Raw genomic sequence first — 17,415 nt, forward strand, 5'->3', positions numbered from 1 at the left:
AAAAATCTTCCAAAGTATTACTCGAGTTTTTTGTTTTTCAATAGCAAAAAAGACTTCCTATTAAGAAGCCTTAAATCCTTTTGGCACTACCAAAATTTATTCTGGCTGGGCAGTTTTATGATCCGCTTCATCCTGCTTTTTATCCAGCTTTTGCTTAAGCAATTTCATATCGTCACTCAGCTTGCTTTCAATCACTTTAGCATATACCTGTGTGGTTGTAATCTTAGTATGCCCCAGCATTTTACTTACTGACTCAATGGGTACTCCATTAGACAGCGTCAGGGTAGTTGCAAAGGTGTGTCTGGCAAGGTGAAAGGTGAGGTTTTTATCTATTTTGCACACGTCGGCCATCTCTTTTAAATAACCGTTCAATCTTTGATTTGATATGTTTGGAAACAGTGTTCCAGCATTTAAACTTTTGGGGTTGTTTCTGTATTTTTCTATAAGGTGTTTCGCTTTTGGTAACAACGGAATTTTTACAGCGGTGCCTGTTTTTTGACGTTGAGTAGTAATCCAATGTTCGCCATCAATACCCCTGATTAGATTAGCGGGGGTTAGTTGCATAGCATCCGTATAAGCAAGTCCTGTATAACAACTAAAAATAAAAAGGTCTTTCACATACTGAAGACGTTCAAACGAAAAATTTTTCATCTCTATTAGCGCTAATTCTTCAGTCGTCAAAAATCCTCTTTCGTACCTGTTAAACTTAAGCTTGTACGCCTTAAATGGATCTTTCTCTAACCATTCATTTTTCAACGCCACGTTAATCATCTTTCTAAAACGTTCCATATGTTTCATAACTCCGTTGTTGCCAATGGGCTTGTGGTGATCTAACGGTTTGAAGGTTTTCAGAAAATACTCGAAGCTGGTAACGAACTTATAATTAATATCTTTTAATGAGATGTCAGACGTGTGCATACGTTCCTTCAAAAATTTCTGCAGATATTTCTCGGTAGTAAAATAATTTTTCAAAGTCCCCCAAGAAATGGTTTCCTTCATATCCTGGTTATGGTAGTTCATCAATTTACAAAGGGTAAACTCGTTGGTGTCTTTCCCGAAGTATACCTGCTTAAAACTTTCAGTCGTAATTACTTTTTTGCTTAGTAGCATTTCTCGGTAACAGGCTACAAAGGAGGCCCTCATTTGCTCCAGGTAATTATTCAACACCTTAAGTTCTTCCTTCTTCGTTTTTGCAATTCCTTTTGCTTCATTCCAATCGCTGCGATCTACAAATTGTCTGACCGCCAATTCTATTCTTTTACGGTCAATAGTAATTCGAGCGTAAACAGAGAATTTTCCGTCTTTAGCAGCAGTCTTTCTCAAGTGGAAAAAAACATTGAAAGTGCTAGATTTTTGCGTCGGCTTAGTACTTATCATAGTATCTATTTTATAGATTTTATTATTATTTATATATCAATTCCTTACAAATTATAGAATTAAATTATTTAAAAAACTACTTCTTTGATAATCAAAAGATTACAAAGAAAATCGGTTACACCAAGGTAAAGACAGCTTACTTGTAACCGAATTTGTCGCAAGCTTTTTATAGAGATTTGATAAGAATTGATAGGCTAAAAACAAAAAAGCTCGTAAAATCAACGTTTTACGAGCTTTTTTGTTTTTTAATATAACCATCATTGTCGGGACGACAAGATTCGAACTTGCGACCCCTAGCACCCCATGCTAGTACGCTACCGGGCTGCGCTACGTCCCGAACACTTTCCCATTTATTCGCAGGGTGGCAAATGTAAAAGGATTTTATAAAAAACGGGTATATTGCACAAAATTTTCTTCCCTTTTGATGAAGCTTTTATTAAAGCAAGTAACTATCGTAGATAAATATTCTCCTTATAACGGACTGGTTAAAGATATTCTGGTAATCGATGGTCATATTGAAAAAATTGATTTATTAATAACAGTATCTGACGCTACCGTTATTGACCAAAAGGGCTTAATAGTCTCACCGGGATGGGTAGATATTTTTGCTCACTTTAACGACCCGGGCTTCGAATATAAAGAGACCCTTGAAACTGGAGTAGCATCTGCAGCGGCAGGAGGTTTTACAAATGTTTTTGTTCTTCCAAATACGCAACCTGTTCTTGGCAGTAAATCAACCATTGAATACATCGTTCAAAAGTCAAAATCTTTACCTGTAAATGTACTTCCTCTTGGTGCTATTAGTAAAAATGTGGAGGGCAAAGAACTGTCTGAGATGTACGATATGTTCAATAGCGGTGCCGTCGCTTTTTCTGACGGCTTACTTCCTGTGCAAACTCCCGGACTTTTCTTAAAAGCATTGCAATATGTGAAAGCGATAAACGGTGTATTAATACAACTACCCATAGACAGATCAGTTGCGAAATTTGGTTTAATAAACGAGGGGGTTACAAGTACGCGACTCGGACTTCCAGGCATTCCAGCAATTGCAGAAGAACTATTAGTAAGCAGGGATATCGAACTGGCAAAATATACCGGGAGTGCACTTCATATAACAGGCATATCTACAGCTAAAAGTGTACAGATTATAAAAGCAGCCAAAGAGCAAGGAGTAAATGTAACATGCAGTGCTACACCTTATCATCTTACCTTTTGCGACGAAGATTTAGCTGATTATAATACTAACTTAAAAACAGAATCTCCACTTCGTAGTAACGAAGATGTGTTGGCTTTAAGACAAGCGGTTGAAGAAGGAATTGTGGATTGCATTGCTTCTCATCATCTACCGCAGAACCGCGATTATAAGGTATGTGAATTTGAATATGCTGCTCCTGGTATGATTGGCCTTGAAACTTCCTTTGCAGCTGTTAATACAATAATGCCTCAACTTAATACTCAAAAACTAGTTGACCTTTTTAGTAACAACGCCAGAAAAATCTTTTCCCTAAGCCCAAAAGGTATTGATATAAACGCTGTAGCAGATTTAACGATTTTCAATAGAGGGACGGAATATGTCTATAGTACGGCTTCCATCAAAAGCAAGAGTAAAAACAGCCCTTTCATCAATAAAACACTTAAAGGAAAGGTAGTTGGCATCATCAACAAAGACAAAGTATATTTAAACGAAACAACTGGAAATGAAGGATAATAAAAATATCTCTACCGGAGTTACTTACGGAGTCATCATTGGTTTGATTTACGTTTTAATATTATTTTTTCGATGGAGTGCGGCGACAAACCTTATCAAATTTGGCTTGTACTCATTTCTTGGTTATTTAGCAATTCTAGTCTTATTATGTGTTGAAGCTGTTCAACGGAGAAAATTAGATGAAGGTTTCATTAATCTTAAGAGTTTATTTCAAACGCTCTTTATCTCTGTTCTTATTTTTGAACTATTCTATTCAATATATACTTACATCCATCTTAAATATATCGATCCCACTGTTGCTGACAGAATGAGGGAAGGAATGCAGGAGATGTTTGATAAAGTGGGGGACCAAATGAGTGATGAGGATAAAGAAAAAGCAATGGAAAGAATGGGAGATATAAAGAAAGTGACAGAACTGCCGCAAATGATTAAAAGTTACCTATCGAGCGTAGCAATTACCGGAGTTTTTGCGTTAATCATCTCAGCAATAGTGAAGAAGAAGAAACCAGTTTTCGAGGAAGTTAATTAGCTATATGGATTTATCTGTTGTTATTCCCCTACTAAATGAAGAAGAGTCTTTGCCTGAGTTATGTGCATGGATAGAACAAGTAGTTACTGCTAATAACTTTTCTTACGAAATTTTACTTATTGATGATGGAAGTAGTGATGACAGTTGGCAAGTAATTGAAAGTCTTTCATCTGCTAACGCAAACATAAAGGGAATAAAATTTCAAAGAAATTACGGAAAATCGGCAGCGCTAAACGAAGGTTTTAAAGCTGCAAAAGGCGACGTGATCATAACAATGGATGCGGATATGCAGGATTCGCCAGATGAAATTCCTGAGCTGCGGCGCATGATTGTTGAAGAAGGATACGACCTTGTAAGTGGGTGGAAAAAGAAAAGGTTTGATAATAAATTGACCAAAAATATTCCTTCAAAAATATTCAATGCTGCTGCGCGAAAGACAAGTGGTATCTACTTGCATGATTTCAATTGCGGATTAAAATCTTACAAGAAGAAAGTCGTCAAATGCATAGAAGTGTACGGAGAAATGCACCGATACATTCCTGTTATTGCAAAATGGGCCGGGTTTAAGAAAATAGGCGAAAAAGTTGTTGAACACCGGGCAAGAAAATATGGAACGACAAAGTTTGGTTGGGAAAGATTTATTAACGGATTTCTTGACCTTGCCACCATAACGTTCGTTGGAAAGTTTGGCAAAAGACCAATGCATTTTTTCGGCTTATACGGCACACTTAGTTTTATAGCAGGTGCTTGTATGTTCATTTATCTTGTTATAGCAAAATTGGTATCAACAGAGTTTGCACTCACTAACAGACCTTCGTTTTACATTGCCCTTACCACTATGCTCATAGGTATGCAACTATTTCTGGCAGGTTTTGTTGCAGAGCTAATTGCAAGAAATTCAACCGAAAGAAATTCTTACCTCGTCGAAAAAAAGATAGGAATTGTATAACCTTCAGAAGATATGATAGCAAGGAGGATAGTTATTATCGGTCCTGCCTACCCTCTTCGAGGTGGTTTAGCTTCTTTCAATGAAAGGCTTGCAAGACAATTTACTTCCGAAGGAATTTATGTTTCTATTTACACCTTCTCATTACAGTACCCTGGTTTTTTATTTCCGGGCACCACTCAATACTCCACAGAGCTTCCTCCAAAAGACATTGATATAAAAGTTGTCATTAATTCAATTAATCCTTTTAATTGGCTAAAAGTAGGAAATGAGTTAAAAAGATTAAAACCAGACATAGTAGTGGTACGTTACTGGTTGCCATTTTTGGGACCTTGTTTGGGAACCATTCTTAGGATAGTAAAGAGTAATCGGCATTCAAAAATTATTTGCATAGCGGATAATATCAAGCCACACGAAAAACGAGCAGGAGATGTACCGTTCACCAAATACTTTATTCCACCGGTTGATGGTTTCGTAACCATGAGCGATAAAGTGATGAAAGATCTTACATCTCTAACCAATAAGCCTGCTCAAAAAGTGGTTCATCCTCTTTACGATAATTTTGGCGAACAGTTATCAAAGCAAGATGCCAGGAAATACTTAGGGCTGCCCCTTCATGAAAAGATTATTTTGTTCTTTGGGTTCATTCGTCAATACAAAGGACTAGACTTACTATTGAAAGCGCTGGCTTTACCTTCATTAAAACAGGCCGGAATAAAGCTTTTGATTGCGGGAGAATTTTACGAAGACAGAAAAGCATACGACTTATTAATTTCAGATAATAATCTTCTACCCCAACTAATACTGAAAACAGATTTCATCCCCGACAGTGAAGTGAAATATTATTTAAGTGCAGCCGATTTCGTAATTCAACCTTATAAAAACGCTACCCAAAGTGGTGTTACTCCCCTCGCCTATCACTTTGAAAAACCTATGCTTGTTACAAACGTGGGCGGACTGCCAGACCTCGTTCCGGCAGGTAAAGTTGGGGTGGTAGCAGAACCTACTCCTGAATCCATAGCAGCTAACATTTTAAAGCTGTACGAATTAGGTGAAAACTACTTTTTGCCACATCTTCGCGAAGAAAAGAAAAAGTATAGCTGGCACAATCTGACTAGCCATATTGTTCGTTTATCTAGTTTATAATTCAATTTTCTAATGATTTATCGAAGCAGAGCGCCATTAAGGATTGGTTTGGCAGGCGGCGGAACAGACGTAAGTCCATACAGTGATCTTTTTGGTGGTGCCATTCTAAATGCAACTATCAATTTATATGCACGTGCAAGCATTCAGCCAATTGACGAAAACGCAATTGTAGTTCAGGCACTTGACAGGCACGAAGAACAACGATTTGAATGGAATAATGAGTTGCCGATTGACGGGAAACTCGATCTGCTAAAAGGTGTTTACAACCGTATACAGAAAGATTATGGTGTTCCTCTTACCGGCTTTAAACTATCTACTTACGTAGACGCTCCTGCAGGTAGCGGCTTGGGTACTTCATCAACACTGGTTGTTGCTATTATTGGCGCTTTTTATGAAATGCTCCGTCTCCCCTTAGGTGAATATGATATTGCACATTACGCTTATGACATAGAAAGAAGTGATTTGAAACTTGCGGGAGGCAAGCAGGATCAGTACGCTGCTACCTTTGGCGGCGTAAACTTTATGGAGTTTTATGAAGGCGATAAGGTGATCGTAAATCCCCTTAGAATTAAGCAACAAATATTGAACGAACTTGAAAATAATATCGTTCTATATTTTACTGCAACCAGCCGTGAAAGCGCAACCATTATTAAAGAGCAGGTAAAGAATGTGAATTCTAATAATGAGAAGTCGATCGAAGCGATGCACCAATTGAAGGAGCAAGCGAAGATGATGAAAGAAGCTATGCTAAAAGGCAGGCTTCATGAAATTGGTGAAATACTAGATTTTGGTTTCCAGCAGAAAAGGTTAATGGCAAACAATATTAGTAATAGCAGTATCGAGGAAGTGTACGAATCAGCTAAAAAAGCCGGAGCTACCGGTGGAAAAATTAGCGGTGCAGGAGGTGGAGGTTTTATGATTTTCTATTGCCCTGGCAATTGCCGATACAAAGTGATAGAAGCATTGGAACAATTTGGTGGACAAGCGAGGCACTACCAGTTTGCTCAAAACGGATTGAATACCTGGACCGTTTAACACCGATACCTTTCGTAATAAGCTTTGAACCTTTTTTATTGACTTTTCGAAAACAACAAAAGATTGTTTTAAGGTCAGGCTAAGAATTTAGATAGGCAAATAAGAGGATAGTTAAAAACACAGCTTGCCCATTAGCACGATTAGAACAACAAAGTTTAGTAAAAGGCGCAGTAAGACCTTGCCTTTAATTATTTACTTTGGTATAGCCTGCCTTTTTATTGGTACTCTGTCAGCAAGCATCTGGTTCTCCAACAGTTCTTATTCTTCACTTCTGAATTTCGTAACTGACACACTAAAAAGACCGGATCTTAAACCCTTAATTCAAAAATCACTATTTCCTCCCAAGAAATACCAGCTGATATATAAGTTTCACTGGATGGTTTATCCCGTAATCTTGGCTGTTACTATTGCTTTATATCTTAATGTTAGAAAAATTTCCGTCCACGTTCTTTTTGCAATCCGTTATATTCAATCAACTCTTTTTCATATAATTATTTTCTTCAAGGCTCTTCCTGCTAAAGAAAAATTATTATTAGGAGCGGGGGCCGTGATATATGTCTTTTTGATCCTTTATAACAACCATTTGAAAGAGATTAGTTACGACGAGGCATGGGGATACAATTATTACATCAACAAGCATTTTTATTTTCCTTTTATTCTATTCAATACTTATCCCCTCTTTAATCTTATTACCCATTTTTTCACGTTTCTTCCTTTTGACACCCTTGTAAATATTCGAATTCCTTCCCTACTTTTCGGTCTGTTGTCCTTACTAGGCTTATTCTATATCTTATACAAAAGGGCCGGCTTTGCTCTCTCCGCGCTTGCACTTGCCATACTCGCAGCTTCGCCGCTTTTTTATATTTACACTAGCTTAAGCAGGGGGATTACGCTATCATTATTTATATCAATACTTATTACTCAAATAATTCTTCGAATAACTGATGGCAATACTTTCAGTAAACGATACCGGTTTTTATTTATCATTTTAAATATCCTTGGCATTATCTCAATGCCTACTTTTTTCGTTTTTACTATTTGTAATTCAATATTTCTTTATTATTACACACGTCATCTAAAACCTATTTTAACAAGTGCCGCTGTAATCTTTGTGGCAAGTTTTCTCTGGTATCTTCCTGTACTTCTTACTTCAGGTGTTTCATTGATCTCTCATAACAACCATTATACTTTCAATATTATTGATACAATAAATCGATTAAGCGATTTTTTGTTTGGCTTGTCTCAATTGTTTTTTTCGTCGAAGTACATCATGCTACTGTTGCTGTCACTCGCATTTGTGTCGCTACCCCTTAAGCCTTTGGCAGGATCTAAAAAGACAATAATTGATTACTGCCTGTTTGTTATCATTTTTACTTTAACGGCCAGGGCTATTACCGGCAACATTTTTCCTGAAAGATCTTTGAACTGCCTCATTACAAATTGTATCCTCATTTTTATCTCGTTGATATCAATTTTTGTTAGACGAACGAACGCCAGCACAAAAGCCGTTTTAACTCTTTCTTCGATAGCCATTTTCTCTTACCTGTGTATACGTAATCAGAAAGAACTATTAGGTCCGGTTGAAGACAAGGACGCAAAAATTGTTGGAGACCTGCTAATAAGAAATGACATTGAAAACGGTTATATCGATGAAGAGGAATTTTGGTTTTGCGTCCCAATGATCGAATACTATTATTCCGAGGCACAAAAAAACATCCACTTTTCCACATCAGCCATTAACAGTACCAGGTACAAAGCTTTCAGCGCAGATGATAAGTATGATTGCATTATTACCAAAACTACTTCCTCTAATAATTACAGGTTAGACTATAAAGAACTCTTTAGAAACAATAGCTTTGTAATATGGATGAGGCTTAGAAATATGGAACAGAAATCATTGAATTATCACAAGAAATAAATAATGGACAGTATTAAGGAAATCATTACGCAATCAATCGCAACGAAGCAACGAATCTTAGACGATGAAGAGTTTATTGGAAGGATACAACAAGCAGTAGACCTGGTAACGACAGCCTTTAAAAATGGAAACAAAGTGTTGTTCTGCGGCAACGGCGGAAGCGCTGCAGATGCCCAACACCTCGCGGCAGAATTTTCGGGCAGGTTTTACAAGAATAGACGAGCGTTGCCTTCTGATGCACTTCATTGCAACTCATCTTATTTAACTGCTGTGGCAAATGACTATAGTTACGACGTAATTTATGCAAGGCTGGTAGAAGGCATGGGTGTAAAAGGTGATGTTTTAATTGGCCTTAGCACGTCAGGTAATTCGGGGAACATTGTAAAGGCTTTTGAATCCGCCAGAAGCCTTGGTATGGTTACTATTGGTTTTACTGGTATGTCGGGTGGAATAATGAAAGAAATGAGTGATGTAATTTTCAATGTTCCTTCTTCAGACACGCCCAGGATCCAGGAAAGTCATATAATGATTGGTCACATCATTTGCCAATTTGTTGAAGAGAATATTTTTCCCGGTTAGGAAAAATGCCAAAAAACTTTCAAACTGTAACCTCAATATTGCAACTTAAACTTCGAATGTTATGGGAATCAAAGAAGCAATTATTCTGGCAGGAGGTTTAGGAACAAGACTACGGGCGGCTGTTCCGGATTTACCTAAGTGCATGGCCCCTGTAAATGGTAAACCTTTTCTAACCTATGTAATCAATCACCTGCAGTCGCAAGGCATAAAACATTTTATATTCTCGCTGGGATATAAGAGTGAAGTAATTACTGATTTTCTTACCAAAGAATTTCCTTCACTCCTTTTTAAAACAACTATCGAGGATGAACCTTTAGGAACTGGTGGCGCAGTAAAAAAAGCTTGCAAGGTTGCAAAAGACAAGTGCGTGCTGGTTGCAAATGGGGACACTCTTTATAAGATAGATGTAGAAATTATCGCGGGGGTTCATTGTCTTAGTGGTGCCAGCTGCTCTTTGACTCTCAAACCAATGAAAAACTTTGACCGTTATGGTGTGGTTGAAGTTGATAACCATTGTTTGATCAAAAGTTTTAAGGAGAAAAAGTTCTATGAAAGTGGCCTGATCAACGGCGGGGTGTATGCACTTCATACACATAAATTTTTGGATGAAAATCTTCCCGATAAATTTTCGTTCGAGACTGATTACCTGGAGAAATACTTTCAAAAAAGAAGAATGTTTGGTGTTATCCAGGATGAGTATTTTATAGATATAGGCATTCCGGAGGATTTTGAAAGAGCCCAGAAAGAGCTTGTTGAAGATTAAGTTCTAACCGTAACAATTTACTAAAACCTCGATAAAACTATAAGTGCTTTCAGCGCTGTCAGCGCAGCTAACCCCATGAATACAATGCCTGAAATTGACAAAAGCTGGACTTTATTTTTAGACCGCGACGGCGTGATTAACCACGAAAAAAAAGAGGATTATGTTTTAAACTGGAGCGAGTTCACATTTTATGACGGTGTTACTGATGCACTTAAAACCCTTTCGAACTTATTTGGAACCATCGTTATGGTTACTAACCAGCGCGGTGTAGGAAAGGGCCTAATGACAGCAAATGATCTGGCAGACATTCATAAGAATATGGTCGAAGTCATTACCAATAATGATGGACGTTTAGACAAAATTTATTATTGTGACAGCATGGACAACGATTGCTACGATCGTAAGCCTAATCCCGGCATGGCCTACCAGGCACAACAAGATTTTAAGCACATCGACTTTAGTAAAAGTGTAATGGTAGGTAATAAGCTAAGCGACATGCAGTTCGGTAAGAACGCCGGCATGTTCACTGTGTATGTAGACACAACTAACCCCGAAGTCCCGTCTCCTAACCCACTTATAGATTTTCGATTTAAAGATTTACCGGCTTTTGCCTGGTCGGTTCAATCAGTTATAAAGAAACCTTAAATAGGTTCCACCACTTTTACATTCACGAATTATTATAATTAGGTTGAGGTATTTTCGTTAATTAGAATATGACGCAGATCCGCACCTTTTTATTGCTCCTTGTAACGCTTGTAGCTATTTCAGTTTCAGCGCAAACCTTGTCTCCTCAGGCTAAAGCTTATATGAGAAAGGAGGAAGACAGTATGAGAAATTACGGTCGGCAGATGATCATGGAGAAAACGGCTACACAACGCTTCACTGCTGACAGTGTCTTTATTCGCATGCTGGTAAGGTCTTTAAAAACACCTAACTCTTTTTATTATCCCTTCGACTCTCTTGAAACTGTTTCGAGGATTTACGCCCCCGATAGTTCCTTCCGTATTTTCTCCTGGCAATGGGCGCGCGACGAGGATTACTTTAGACAGCGCGGTGCAATACAAATGAAAACATCCGACGGCTCGTTAAAGCTGTTTCCATTGGTTGATATGAGTGAATTTACTACTGCTCCGCAGGATTCTATTCGTACCGGAAACAACTGGATAGGTGCGATCTACTACGGTATCGTAATGAAGACTTTTAATAACAAGAAATATTACACGCTTTTAGGTTACGACGATAATAACATGCGAAGTACGAAGAAGTGGATTGAAGTTTTATCGTTTGATGAAAGTGGACGACCCGTATTTGGAGGTCCTTACTTCTCAATGAAAGACGGCAAAGTGAACCCGTCTGCATCATTAGCGCGCTACTGCCTGGAGTATAAAAAGGAAGGCCGGGCAAGAATGAACTACGACCAGGAAATGGATATGATTGTGTACGATCACCTAATCAGCGAGAGTAACGAGCCGGACAAACAATTTACGATGGTTCCCGACGGCGACTACCAGGGTTTTAAATGGCAGAACGGGAAATGGGTATTCATAGATAAAGTATTTGATTATAAGTTGAAGGATGGGGAAGCTCCCATGCCATCCCCTATTAAAGACGCAACTGGCAAAAGCGATGAATTAAGACTAATAGAGCAGTCAGAGAAGAATATTCAGAAGAACCAGCCGGCAAAACAACCAGCAACTCCTGCGAAACCTTTACCGAAAAAGGTCTCTCCAAAAAAGCAAGCGAAAGACAACGACACTTACTGATTTAGCGCATCAGCTTTTACGCATTGTTAATTTCAGAAATTTCCCGGCTGGGATTTCTTCAATTGCAGCACCTGCAAGGCTTAAGACTTCCCCTAAATTTACTATTTGCTATTTTCCAAAATCATCTCGAATTTCAATCAAACCTCAGCTCTCCATAGCAGAGAAGGTTGAACGGATTGCGACGCAACAATGCTCCTTTCAGGTATATCGCTGGTATCATAATCACCAATTAGAACTATTGCCTAATTCTACTTTCAAACGGTATTAAGGGTTTAATTACCTATTGCATAAGAATAGAAATTGCCTAAATTTATATTAATAAAAAATTGATGTTTTATAAATATAAAAACCATGAAAAAATTATTACTACTCTTATTTGTAATTCCCAGTATTCTATTTGCGCAGAAAGGAGTTCAATTTGAACACGGACTTACATGGAAACAAATTCAGGCAAAAGCAAAAGCTGAAAAGAAATACATCTTTATGGATGCCTTTACTACCTGGTGCGGACCATGCCGTTATATGACAGCTAATATTTTTCCGCAGGAAAAAGTGGGCACTTTCTTTAATCAAAACTTCATTAACGTCAAAGCGCAGCTTGATACAACGAAAGCTGATAATGATGAAGTGAAAAGTTGGTATACCGATGCGCACAACATTATGACGAGTTATAAGGTGAACGTTTTTCCTACCTACCTTTTCTTTGATCCTAATGGTAAACTGGTTCATCGGGCTATTGGATCTTCTGAGGCCGATCAGTTTCTAGCCAAAGCGAAGGATGCCGTCGATCCTGAGAAACAGTATTATGTTATGTTAGACAAGTACAAAGCCGGTAAAAAGGACCCTCAATTTTTATTAAGTTTAGCTAAGGCATCGCAGGAAGCTTACGATATGCCAGTAGCTAATAGTGTGTCAAAAGAATATCTCGCTACTCAGAAAGATATGTTTACTAAAGACAATATAGAATTCATAGATCGCTTTACCAGAAGCACAAAAGACCAGGGATTTTCTTTTATACTTAACAATCCGGAAAAGTTTGACGCAGTTCGTGGGGAGGGCTCAGCCAATAAAAAACTGACTGAAATTATTTTAAACGAAGAAGTTTTTCCAATGATCTTTAAAAAAGATGCTGGCATACCTGACTGGAAAACTATAACAACAAACTTAACGGCAAAATATCCTGCACAGGCGAATGAGGTGGCTTCAACAGGTAAAGTTTTTTATTATCAAAACAAACGCGACTGGAACAACTTTGCAGTGGCAGTACAGGACTATATGAAAGCCTATGGTGCTAAAGCTAACCCTGCTCAACTGAATGAATATGCATGGACCGTGTTTGAAAATTGTAAGGATATGAGTTGTGTAACTGATGCGCTTGAGTGGAGCAAAAGATCTTTTAAGGATAACAACACGCCCGGCTTTATTGATACTTATGCAAACATTTTATACAAACTTGGCAGAAAAGATGAAGCAATAGCCTGGGAAGAAAAGGCTCTTGGATTCGCTTCTGAAGGCGACAAGAAAGGATACCAGGATGTAATCGATAAAATGAAAAAGGGAGAAAAAACCTGGAAAGAATAATTAAGTAATTGAGTTAGGGGTTGAAGAATAGCAAAAAGCTATTTTCCAACCCCTAACTTTTTTTATTGCCCTAAGAGAAAAACGGCATTGGCAAAAAGCATTTTGCCATTTTCCCAAAAGAGCCTGAATAACGGATCTTCTGCTAAAAGGACTACAGAACCGCTGCCCATTGGAAGTACACCAAACAGCAGCCCGTCTTTCAGCTGGCTTTTTACTTTTGATCCCGCAAAACCGGTTACGTAACTATTTTTTTTGATGATGCCTACGTTCCATCCTTCTTTCAGGAACTCATACACATTCGGATCTTGTTTTAAAGTGTAATAGGTACTCGAATAACCAAAGGCAAGCGGATGAGTCTCGTCTAACTGCACCTTGTAAATAGCGCCTGGTATGCTATTGTTCAATTCATCCCGATCGCGATTCTCATATTTTTTCAAGACAGAATAATCTACTTTATCATCTTTTTTGTCTTCTTTATCTTCTTTCAACTTTACGCCCCAATCACCGGAAGAAAGTTTTTGAACAGCATTTTCCATTGCTATCATTGTACCGCCGCTGTTTACAAACTCCTTTAATTTATCCGTCACATTCTTATCTGTCAAGTTCCGATAACTACCATTGGGAACGATCAACACATTGTAATTTTTTAAGCTTGTACGACTTAAGTCGCCTGCGTTAATGAGGGTTAAAGGGTAATCTAGTTGCTGTTCGAATAAATGCCATACTTCGCCTGCCGACCCTGAAGATGTTTGTTCCCCGGTAAGCAATGCGACTTTAGGAACACGTATAAACCTTACATCAGACGAACCAAAATCGGGTCCTTTATCCATAAACCCTGAAGAAACTCCATCTACCTCTACATCATTTTTTGCCGCTAAATCATTCAAAGTAGTTTGAAGATTTGCAGGATTTGCTTTTTGAAGTACAATCAAAGTACCGCGGTCGTATTGCTTCTGGTTGTAACTAAAAGGCTTCTCAGAAAACCTGACCTTAATGCCTTGCTTTAAAAGTTGACCAAGAAATTTTACGCTTTTGATTGAATTGTAGGGTATCAAATAGCCGTACGATGAAGATGCAACCGGCTTAACAGTTACAGAAGGTTGATAAGGTACCATAGAAACAGCATCTGACGCTGCATAGGCGTCTACGCCATAAGCAAACGGTAAAGACCAGGCGGTGATGTCATAGGTAGCAGAATCGACCAACTTGCTCTTCTGCTCCAGCAATACGCGGGCTAAAACTGACTTCGGCTGTGAAGTACTGACGGCTAGGCTGTATTTTTTCAGGCTCCCATTTTCCTGTTTTTCAGTTGAATAGTTTAAACCTTTAAAGGGCCTGTTTGCCAGCGAGCCAAATTCTACTCCGTTCAATTTTAGTAGTTGAGCTATGCTGTTTATTTTCGCTGGATTATCACTGGTAAGAACATACGTCTTCACGGGGTTTCCTTTTCCCACCTTACTGTCATCGAAAAACTTTTTATATTCTGTCACTAACTTTTGCGCGTTCTGAGATGCCATTTCAATAGTAGAAAGGCCGGTTGTATAGTGATGCGTTACCCTGTCAACCAATGTCAAAACTTCCCCTGAGCTGGTTGTTACTCCAAGTCCTCCCCTTGGTCCTCCGCCTTGCTCGAATGTCATACCTATTGCTCCATTGTATAAGGGGTAGGTATCACCGTAAGATGGGTACAATAAGTCAAACTGTTGCTTCGTAAAAAACAGCCAGCCATTTTGATCAAAATACTTTGCGTTATTTTTTCCGATTGTGTTTTGAAACTCTCTTTGCCAGGGCGTAATCACCTCGTGAAAAGGCTCAGCTGCAGGCGCAAAATAGTAAGGAGAATTAATGCTTTGCTCATGAAAGTCCACATGTATTTGTGGCAACCACTGGTTATACTTTACCAGCCGTTGTTGCGTTTCCTTTTGTGTCTGCCAAGCCCAATCTCTGTTCAGGTCAAAATTATAATGGTTAGTTCTACCACCTGGCCACGGTTCAACGTGTTCACGGGATTGCGGATCAGTATTATAATTTTGACCCACTACCGAATTGAACCAGTTAACATACCGATCTCTTCCATCCGGATTAATACATGGATCAATAATAATAACCGTATTCTTAAGCCATTCTTTGATAGATGTATTGGTTGGATCAACTAGTGAAAACAAAGTAAGCATGGCCGCTTCGGAAGATGAAGTTTCGTTGCCGTGCACATTATAGCTTAACCAAACAATTGCAGGATTAGCTGAAGTGGCGGGAGTAGTTTTATTGGCGTTCATGCCTGCAAACGACAAATTGTTTTGCCGGATGGTCTCAAGATTTTTAAGATTATCAGGGTTAGCAACATACAGCACCAAAAGTTCTCTTCCCTCATAAGTCTCTCCGTATTTTTCTAATTTAACCATGTCAGGCTTTGCCTGCGCAACCGCTCTTACGTAGTTGACAATTTTGTAGTGAGGAGTATATCTCGTTCCAATTTTGTAGCCAAGAAACTGTTCGGGAGATTGAAGGGTTTGAGTGTTTGCACAGAGGCTTGTAATTGTAAAAAGTAATAGCAGGAGATACTTCATAAGTTATTAATGAAGCCGCGAAAATAATTAAAAGAACAGCAGGGGAGTTTAAAAATCCTGATGCATAAGAATTTTTAGATGGGTGCTAGCTGAAGTAAAAGGAAGAAATTTTTTAAGGACAGTTTGTTTGACAGTAGAAGTCAAAGCTTCTTTAGGAATTTTTGATGGAGAATAGGCGCAATGAATTGCACAGAGAAGTCTAACAGACTACTTCTAGTCAACCAATTGTTGGTACAACCTATTTAATGTGTCAACAGCACTGGAACACATGCCCGGGTGAACAGAGGAAATTTGAACAACAGTACTTCGTGCAGCGGTTAGCCAGCGAAAACGAGAAGATAGAGGAAGTTTTGCAATAGGCCCTCCATCGAAATTGCCAGCACAGATTTTGTCAAAAGCTTGCAAGCGTTTTTCTATTTGTAATAGATCCAGCTCTTGTGCAAAAGCAATAAGCCTCTGTTTGTCGAGTTTAAATTTAGACTGTAAAAAACGCTCCTTTGAGCAATATAGAATTACGCCTACGTTTAAAAATTCTTCCCGTTCTACACGAGGCACTATCCTTATTACCGCGTACTCAAATAAGTGCTTCTCTTGCATGCTTTGCTTCTTTGACAAAAATATCTGAATTAATAAGACGGGTTTCCAGAAACTGCGTGTAAACAAATCTTCTCTCGTTACCAGCTTCCTCCGAAGAATCTGCTACAAGCCATTCCTCGGGGATCAAGGCAACAATAGAACGAATACTTTCCGGCCCGAGAATAGAGCGAAACTCCTCATTTACTGTATCAAGTTCGGTTGCAAATGGTAGTAGTACATGGTCTTTTACCTGCACAAAAGCGCGTTTTGCTTGTTCGTCAAAATTCTGCCAGGAATGATGAAAGTAAAGAGCAGCACCGTGATCAATTAACCAGAGTTCATTGCGCCACATCAACATATTTGTGTTTCGAACCGTTCGGTCTACGTTAGTTATAAAACAATCCAACCAAACGATTTGAGAAGCAAGCTTTGCATCGATGGTAGTCACGACAGGATCAAAAGTAATGGCACCGGACAGATAATGAAGTGCGAGGTTAAGACCTACGCTAGCCTTAAGCAGGTCTTGTATTTCTTCGTCCGGTTCGGTTCGTCCAAAGGCCTCATCTAAATTTGCAAACACAATTTCCGGAACTTTTAAGCCAAGTAATCTGGCAATCTCGCCAGCAATTAGTTCAGCAATTAACGCTTTTACACCCTGGCCCGCACCACGAAACTTAAGCACATATAGAAACTCGTCGTCCGCTTCGGCGATGGCTGGCAAGGACCCGCCTTCACGCAACGGAGTTACATATCGTGTAACGTTTACAGTTCTTAGTTCAGGTACAGTACTGCTCATAACAATCTTTCAAATTATAGTAAAGTTTATCCCTTTAAATCTTTTACTTCTAGCTCGCACCTAGCTCCACTCAAGGGTGTTCGAAAGTAGAACCTTTTTTTAGTTATTGAAAAATGAGGAAGAGTTGTTTG

Annotated in this window: 15 protein-coding genes and 1 tRNA gene; 11 read left to right on the forward strand and 5 right to left on the reverse strand. The window is 38.7% G+C overall.

Annotated features, from left to right (window positions below):
* Positions 1-96: 96 nt before the first annotated feature.
* Complete coding sequence (locus SAE01_RS12770) at positions 97-1,377, reverse strand: site-specific integrase (protein WP_147204163.1); 1,281 nt, start codon at positions 1,375-1,377, stop codon at positions 97-99.
* A 263-nt stretch (positions 1,378-1,640) separates the two neighbouring features.
* A tRNA-Pro gene (locus SAE01_RS12775) sits at positions 1,641-1,714 on the reverse strand.
* Between the two features lie 87 nt (positions 1,715-1,801).
* Between SAE01_RS12775 and SAE01_RS12780 the strand changes: the two genes are divergently transcribed.
* From SAE01_RS12780 to SAE01_RS12830, 11 genes are all read left to right on the forward strand, one after another.
* A complete protein-coding gene (locus tag SAE01_RS12780) occupies positions 1,802-3,085 on the forward strand; it encodes a dihydroorotase (protein WP_147204164.1) in 1,284 nt (427 codons plus the stop codon).
* Positions 3,075-3,614 (forward strand): DUF4199 domain-containing protein, encoded by a 540-nt coding sequence (locus SAE01_RS12785; RefSeq protein ID WP_147204165.1) that lies wholly within the window; start codon positions 3,075-3,077, stop codon positions 3,612-3,614. Before SAE01_RS12780 ends, SAE01_RS12785 begins: the two co-directional genes overlap by 11 nt.
* A 4-nt stretch (positions 3,615-3,618) precedes the next feature.
* Positions 3,619-4,563 carry a glycosyltransferase family 2 protein gene (locus SAE01_RS12790; protein ID WP_147204166.1) on the forward strand — a complete coding sequence of 315 codons (945 nt, stop codon included), beginning with the start codon at positions 3,619-3,621 and terminating at the stop codon, positions 4,561-4,563.
* 12 nt (positions 4,564-4,575) lie between these two features.
* A complete protein-coding gene (locus SAE01_RS12795; protein WP_147204167.1) occupies positions 4,576-5,706 on the forward strand; it encodes a glycosyltransferase family 4 protein in 1,131 nt (376 codons plus the stop codon).
* A 12-nt stretch (positions 5,707-5,718) separates the two neighbouring features.
* Positions 5,719-6,741, forward strand: coding sequence for a GHMP family kinase ATP-binding protein (locus tag SAE01_RS12800; RefSeq protein WP_147204168.1), 1,023 nt, complete (start codon positions 5,719-5,721; stop codon positions 6,739-6,741).
* 178 nt (positions 6,742-6,919) lie between these two features.
* The gene (locus tag SAE01_RS12805) at positions 6,920-8,659 is read left to right on the forward strand and encodes a hypothetical protein (RefSeq protein ID WP_147204169.1); all 1,740 of its coding nucleotides are present in this window, start codon (positions 6,920-6,922) and stop codon (positions 8,657-8,659) included.
* Positions 8,660-8,662: 3 nt separating this feature from the next.
* Positions 8,663-9,238: a D-sedoheptulose 7-phosphate isomerase gene (gene gmhA, locus SAE01_RS12810; protein ID WP_147204170.1), complete on the forward strand. Its 576-nt coding sequence runs from the start codon at positions 8,663-8,665 to the stop codon at positions 9,236-9,238.
* 61 nt (positions 9,239-9,299) lie between these two features.
* Positions 9,300-10,001, forward strand: a complete 702-nt coding sequence (locus tag SAE01_RS12815) for a nucleotidyltransferase family protein (protein WP_174834616.1) — start codon at positions 9,300-9,302, stop codon at positions 9,999-10,001.
* 84 nt (positions 10,002-10,085) lie between these two features.
* Positions 10,086-10,646, forward strand: a complete 561-nt coding sequence (locus tag SAE01_RS12820; RefSeq protein WP_147204171.1) for a D-glycero-alpha-D-manno-heptose-1,7-bisphosphate 7-phosphatase — start codon at positions 10,086-10,088, stop codon at positions 10,644-10,646.
* Between the two features lie 68 nt (positions 10,647-10,714).
* Positions 10,715-11,764, forward strand: coding sequence for a hypothetical protein (locus SAE01_RS12825; RefSeq protein ID WP_147204172.1), 1,050 nt, complete (start codon positions 10,715-10,717; stop codon positions 11,762-11,764).
* 351 nt (positions 11,765-12,115) lie between these two features.
* Complete coding sequence (locus tag SAE01_RS12830) at positions 12,116-13,345, forward strand: thioredoxin family protein (protein WP_147204173.1); 1,230 nt, start codon at positions 12,116-12,118, stop codon at positions 13,343-13,345.
* 62 nt (positions 13,346-13,407) lie between these two features.
* Here the strand turns inward: SAE01_RS12830 and SAE01_RS12835 are convergent, their stop codons facing one another.
* The 3 genes from SAE01_RS12835 to SAE01_RS12845 all read right to left on the reverse strand — a co-directional run bounded on the left by SAE01_RS12835 (position 13,408) and on the right by SAE01_RS12845 (position 17,284).
* The gene (locus tag SAE01_RS12835) at positions 13,408-15,912 is read right to left on the reverse strand and encodes a M14 family metallopeptidase (protein ID WP_147204174.1); all 2,505 of its coding nucleotides are present in this window, start codon (positions 15,910-15,912) and stop codon (positions 13,408-13,410) included.
* Between the two features lie 213 nt (positions 15,913-16,125).
* Positions 16,126-16,509: a DUF3037 domain-containing protein gene (locus SAE01_RS12840; RefSeq protein WP_147204175.1), complete on the reverse strand. Its 384-nt coding sequence runs from the start codon at positions 16,507-16,509 to the stop codon at positions 16,126-16,128.
* The gene (locus SAE01_RS12845) at positions 16,487-17,284 is read right to left on the reverse strand and encodes a HipA family kinase (protein WP_147204176.1); all 798 of its coding nucleotides are present in this window, start codon (positions 17,282-17,284) and stop codon (positions 16,487-16,489) included. Before SAE01_RS12845 ends, SAE01_RS12840 begins: the two co-directional genes overlap by 23 nt.
* Between the last annotated feature and the right edge of the window lie 131 nt (positions 17,285-17,415).

This window comes from Segetibacter aerophilus (assembly GCF_007991655.1).
Lineage (GTDB): Bacteria > Bacteroidota > Bacteroidia > Chitinophagales > Chitinophagaceae > Segetibacter > Segetibacter aerophilus.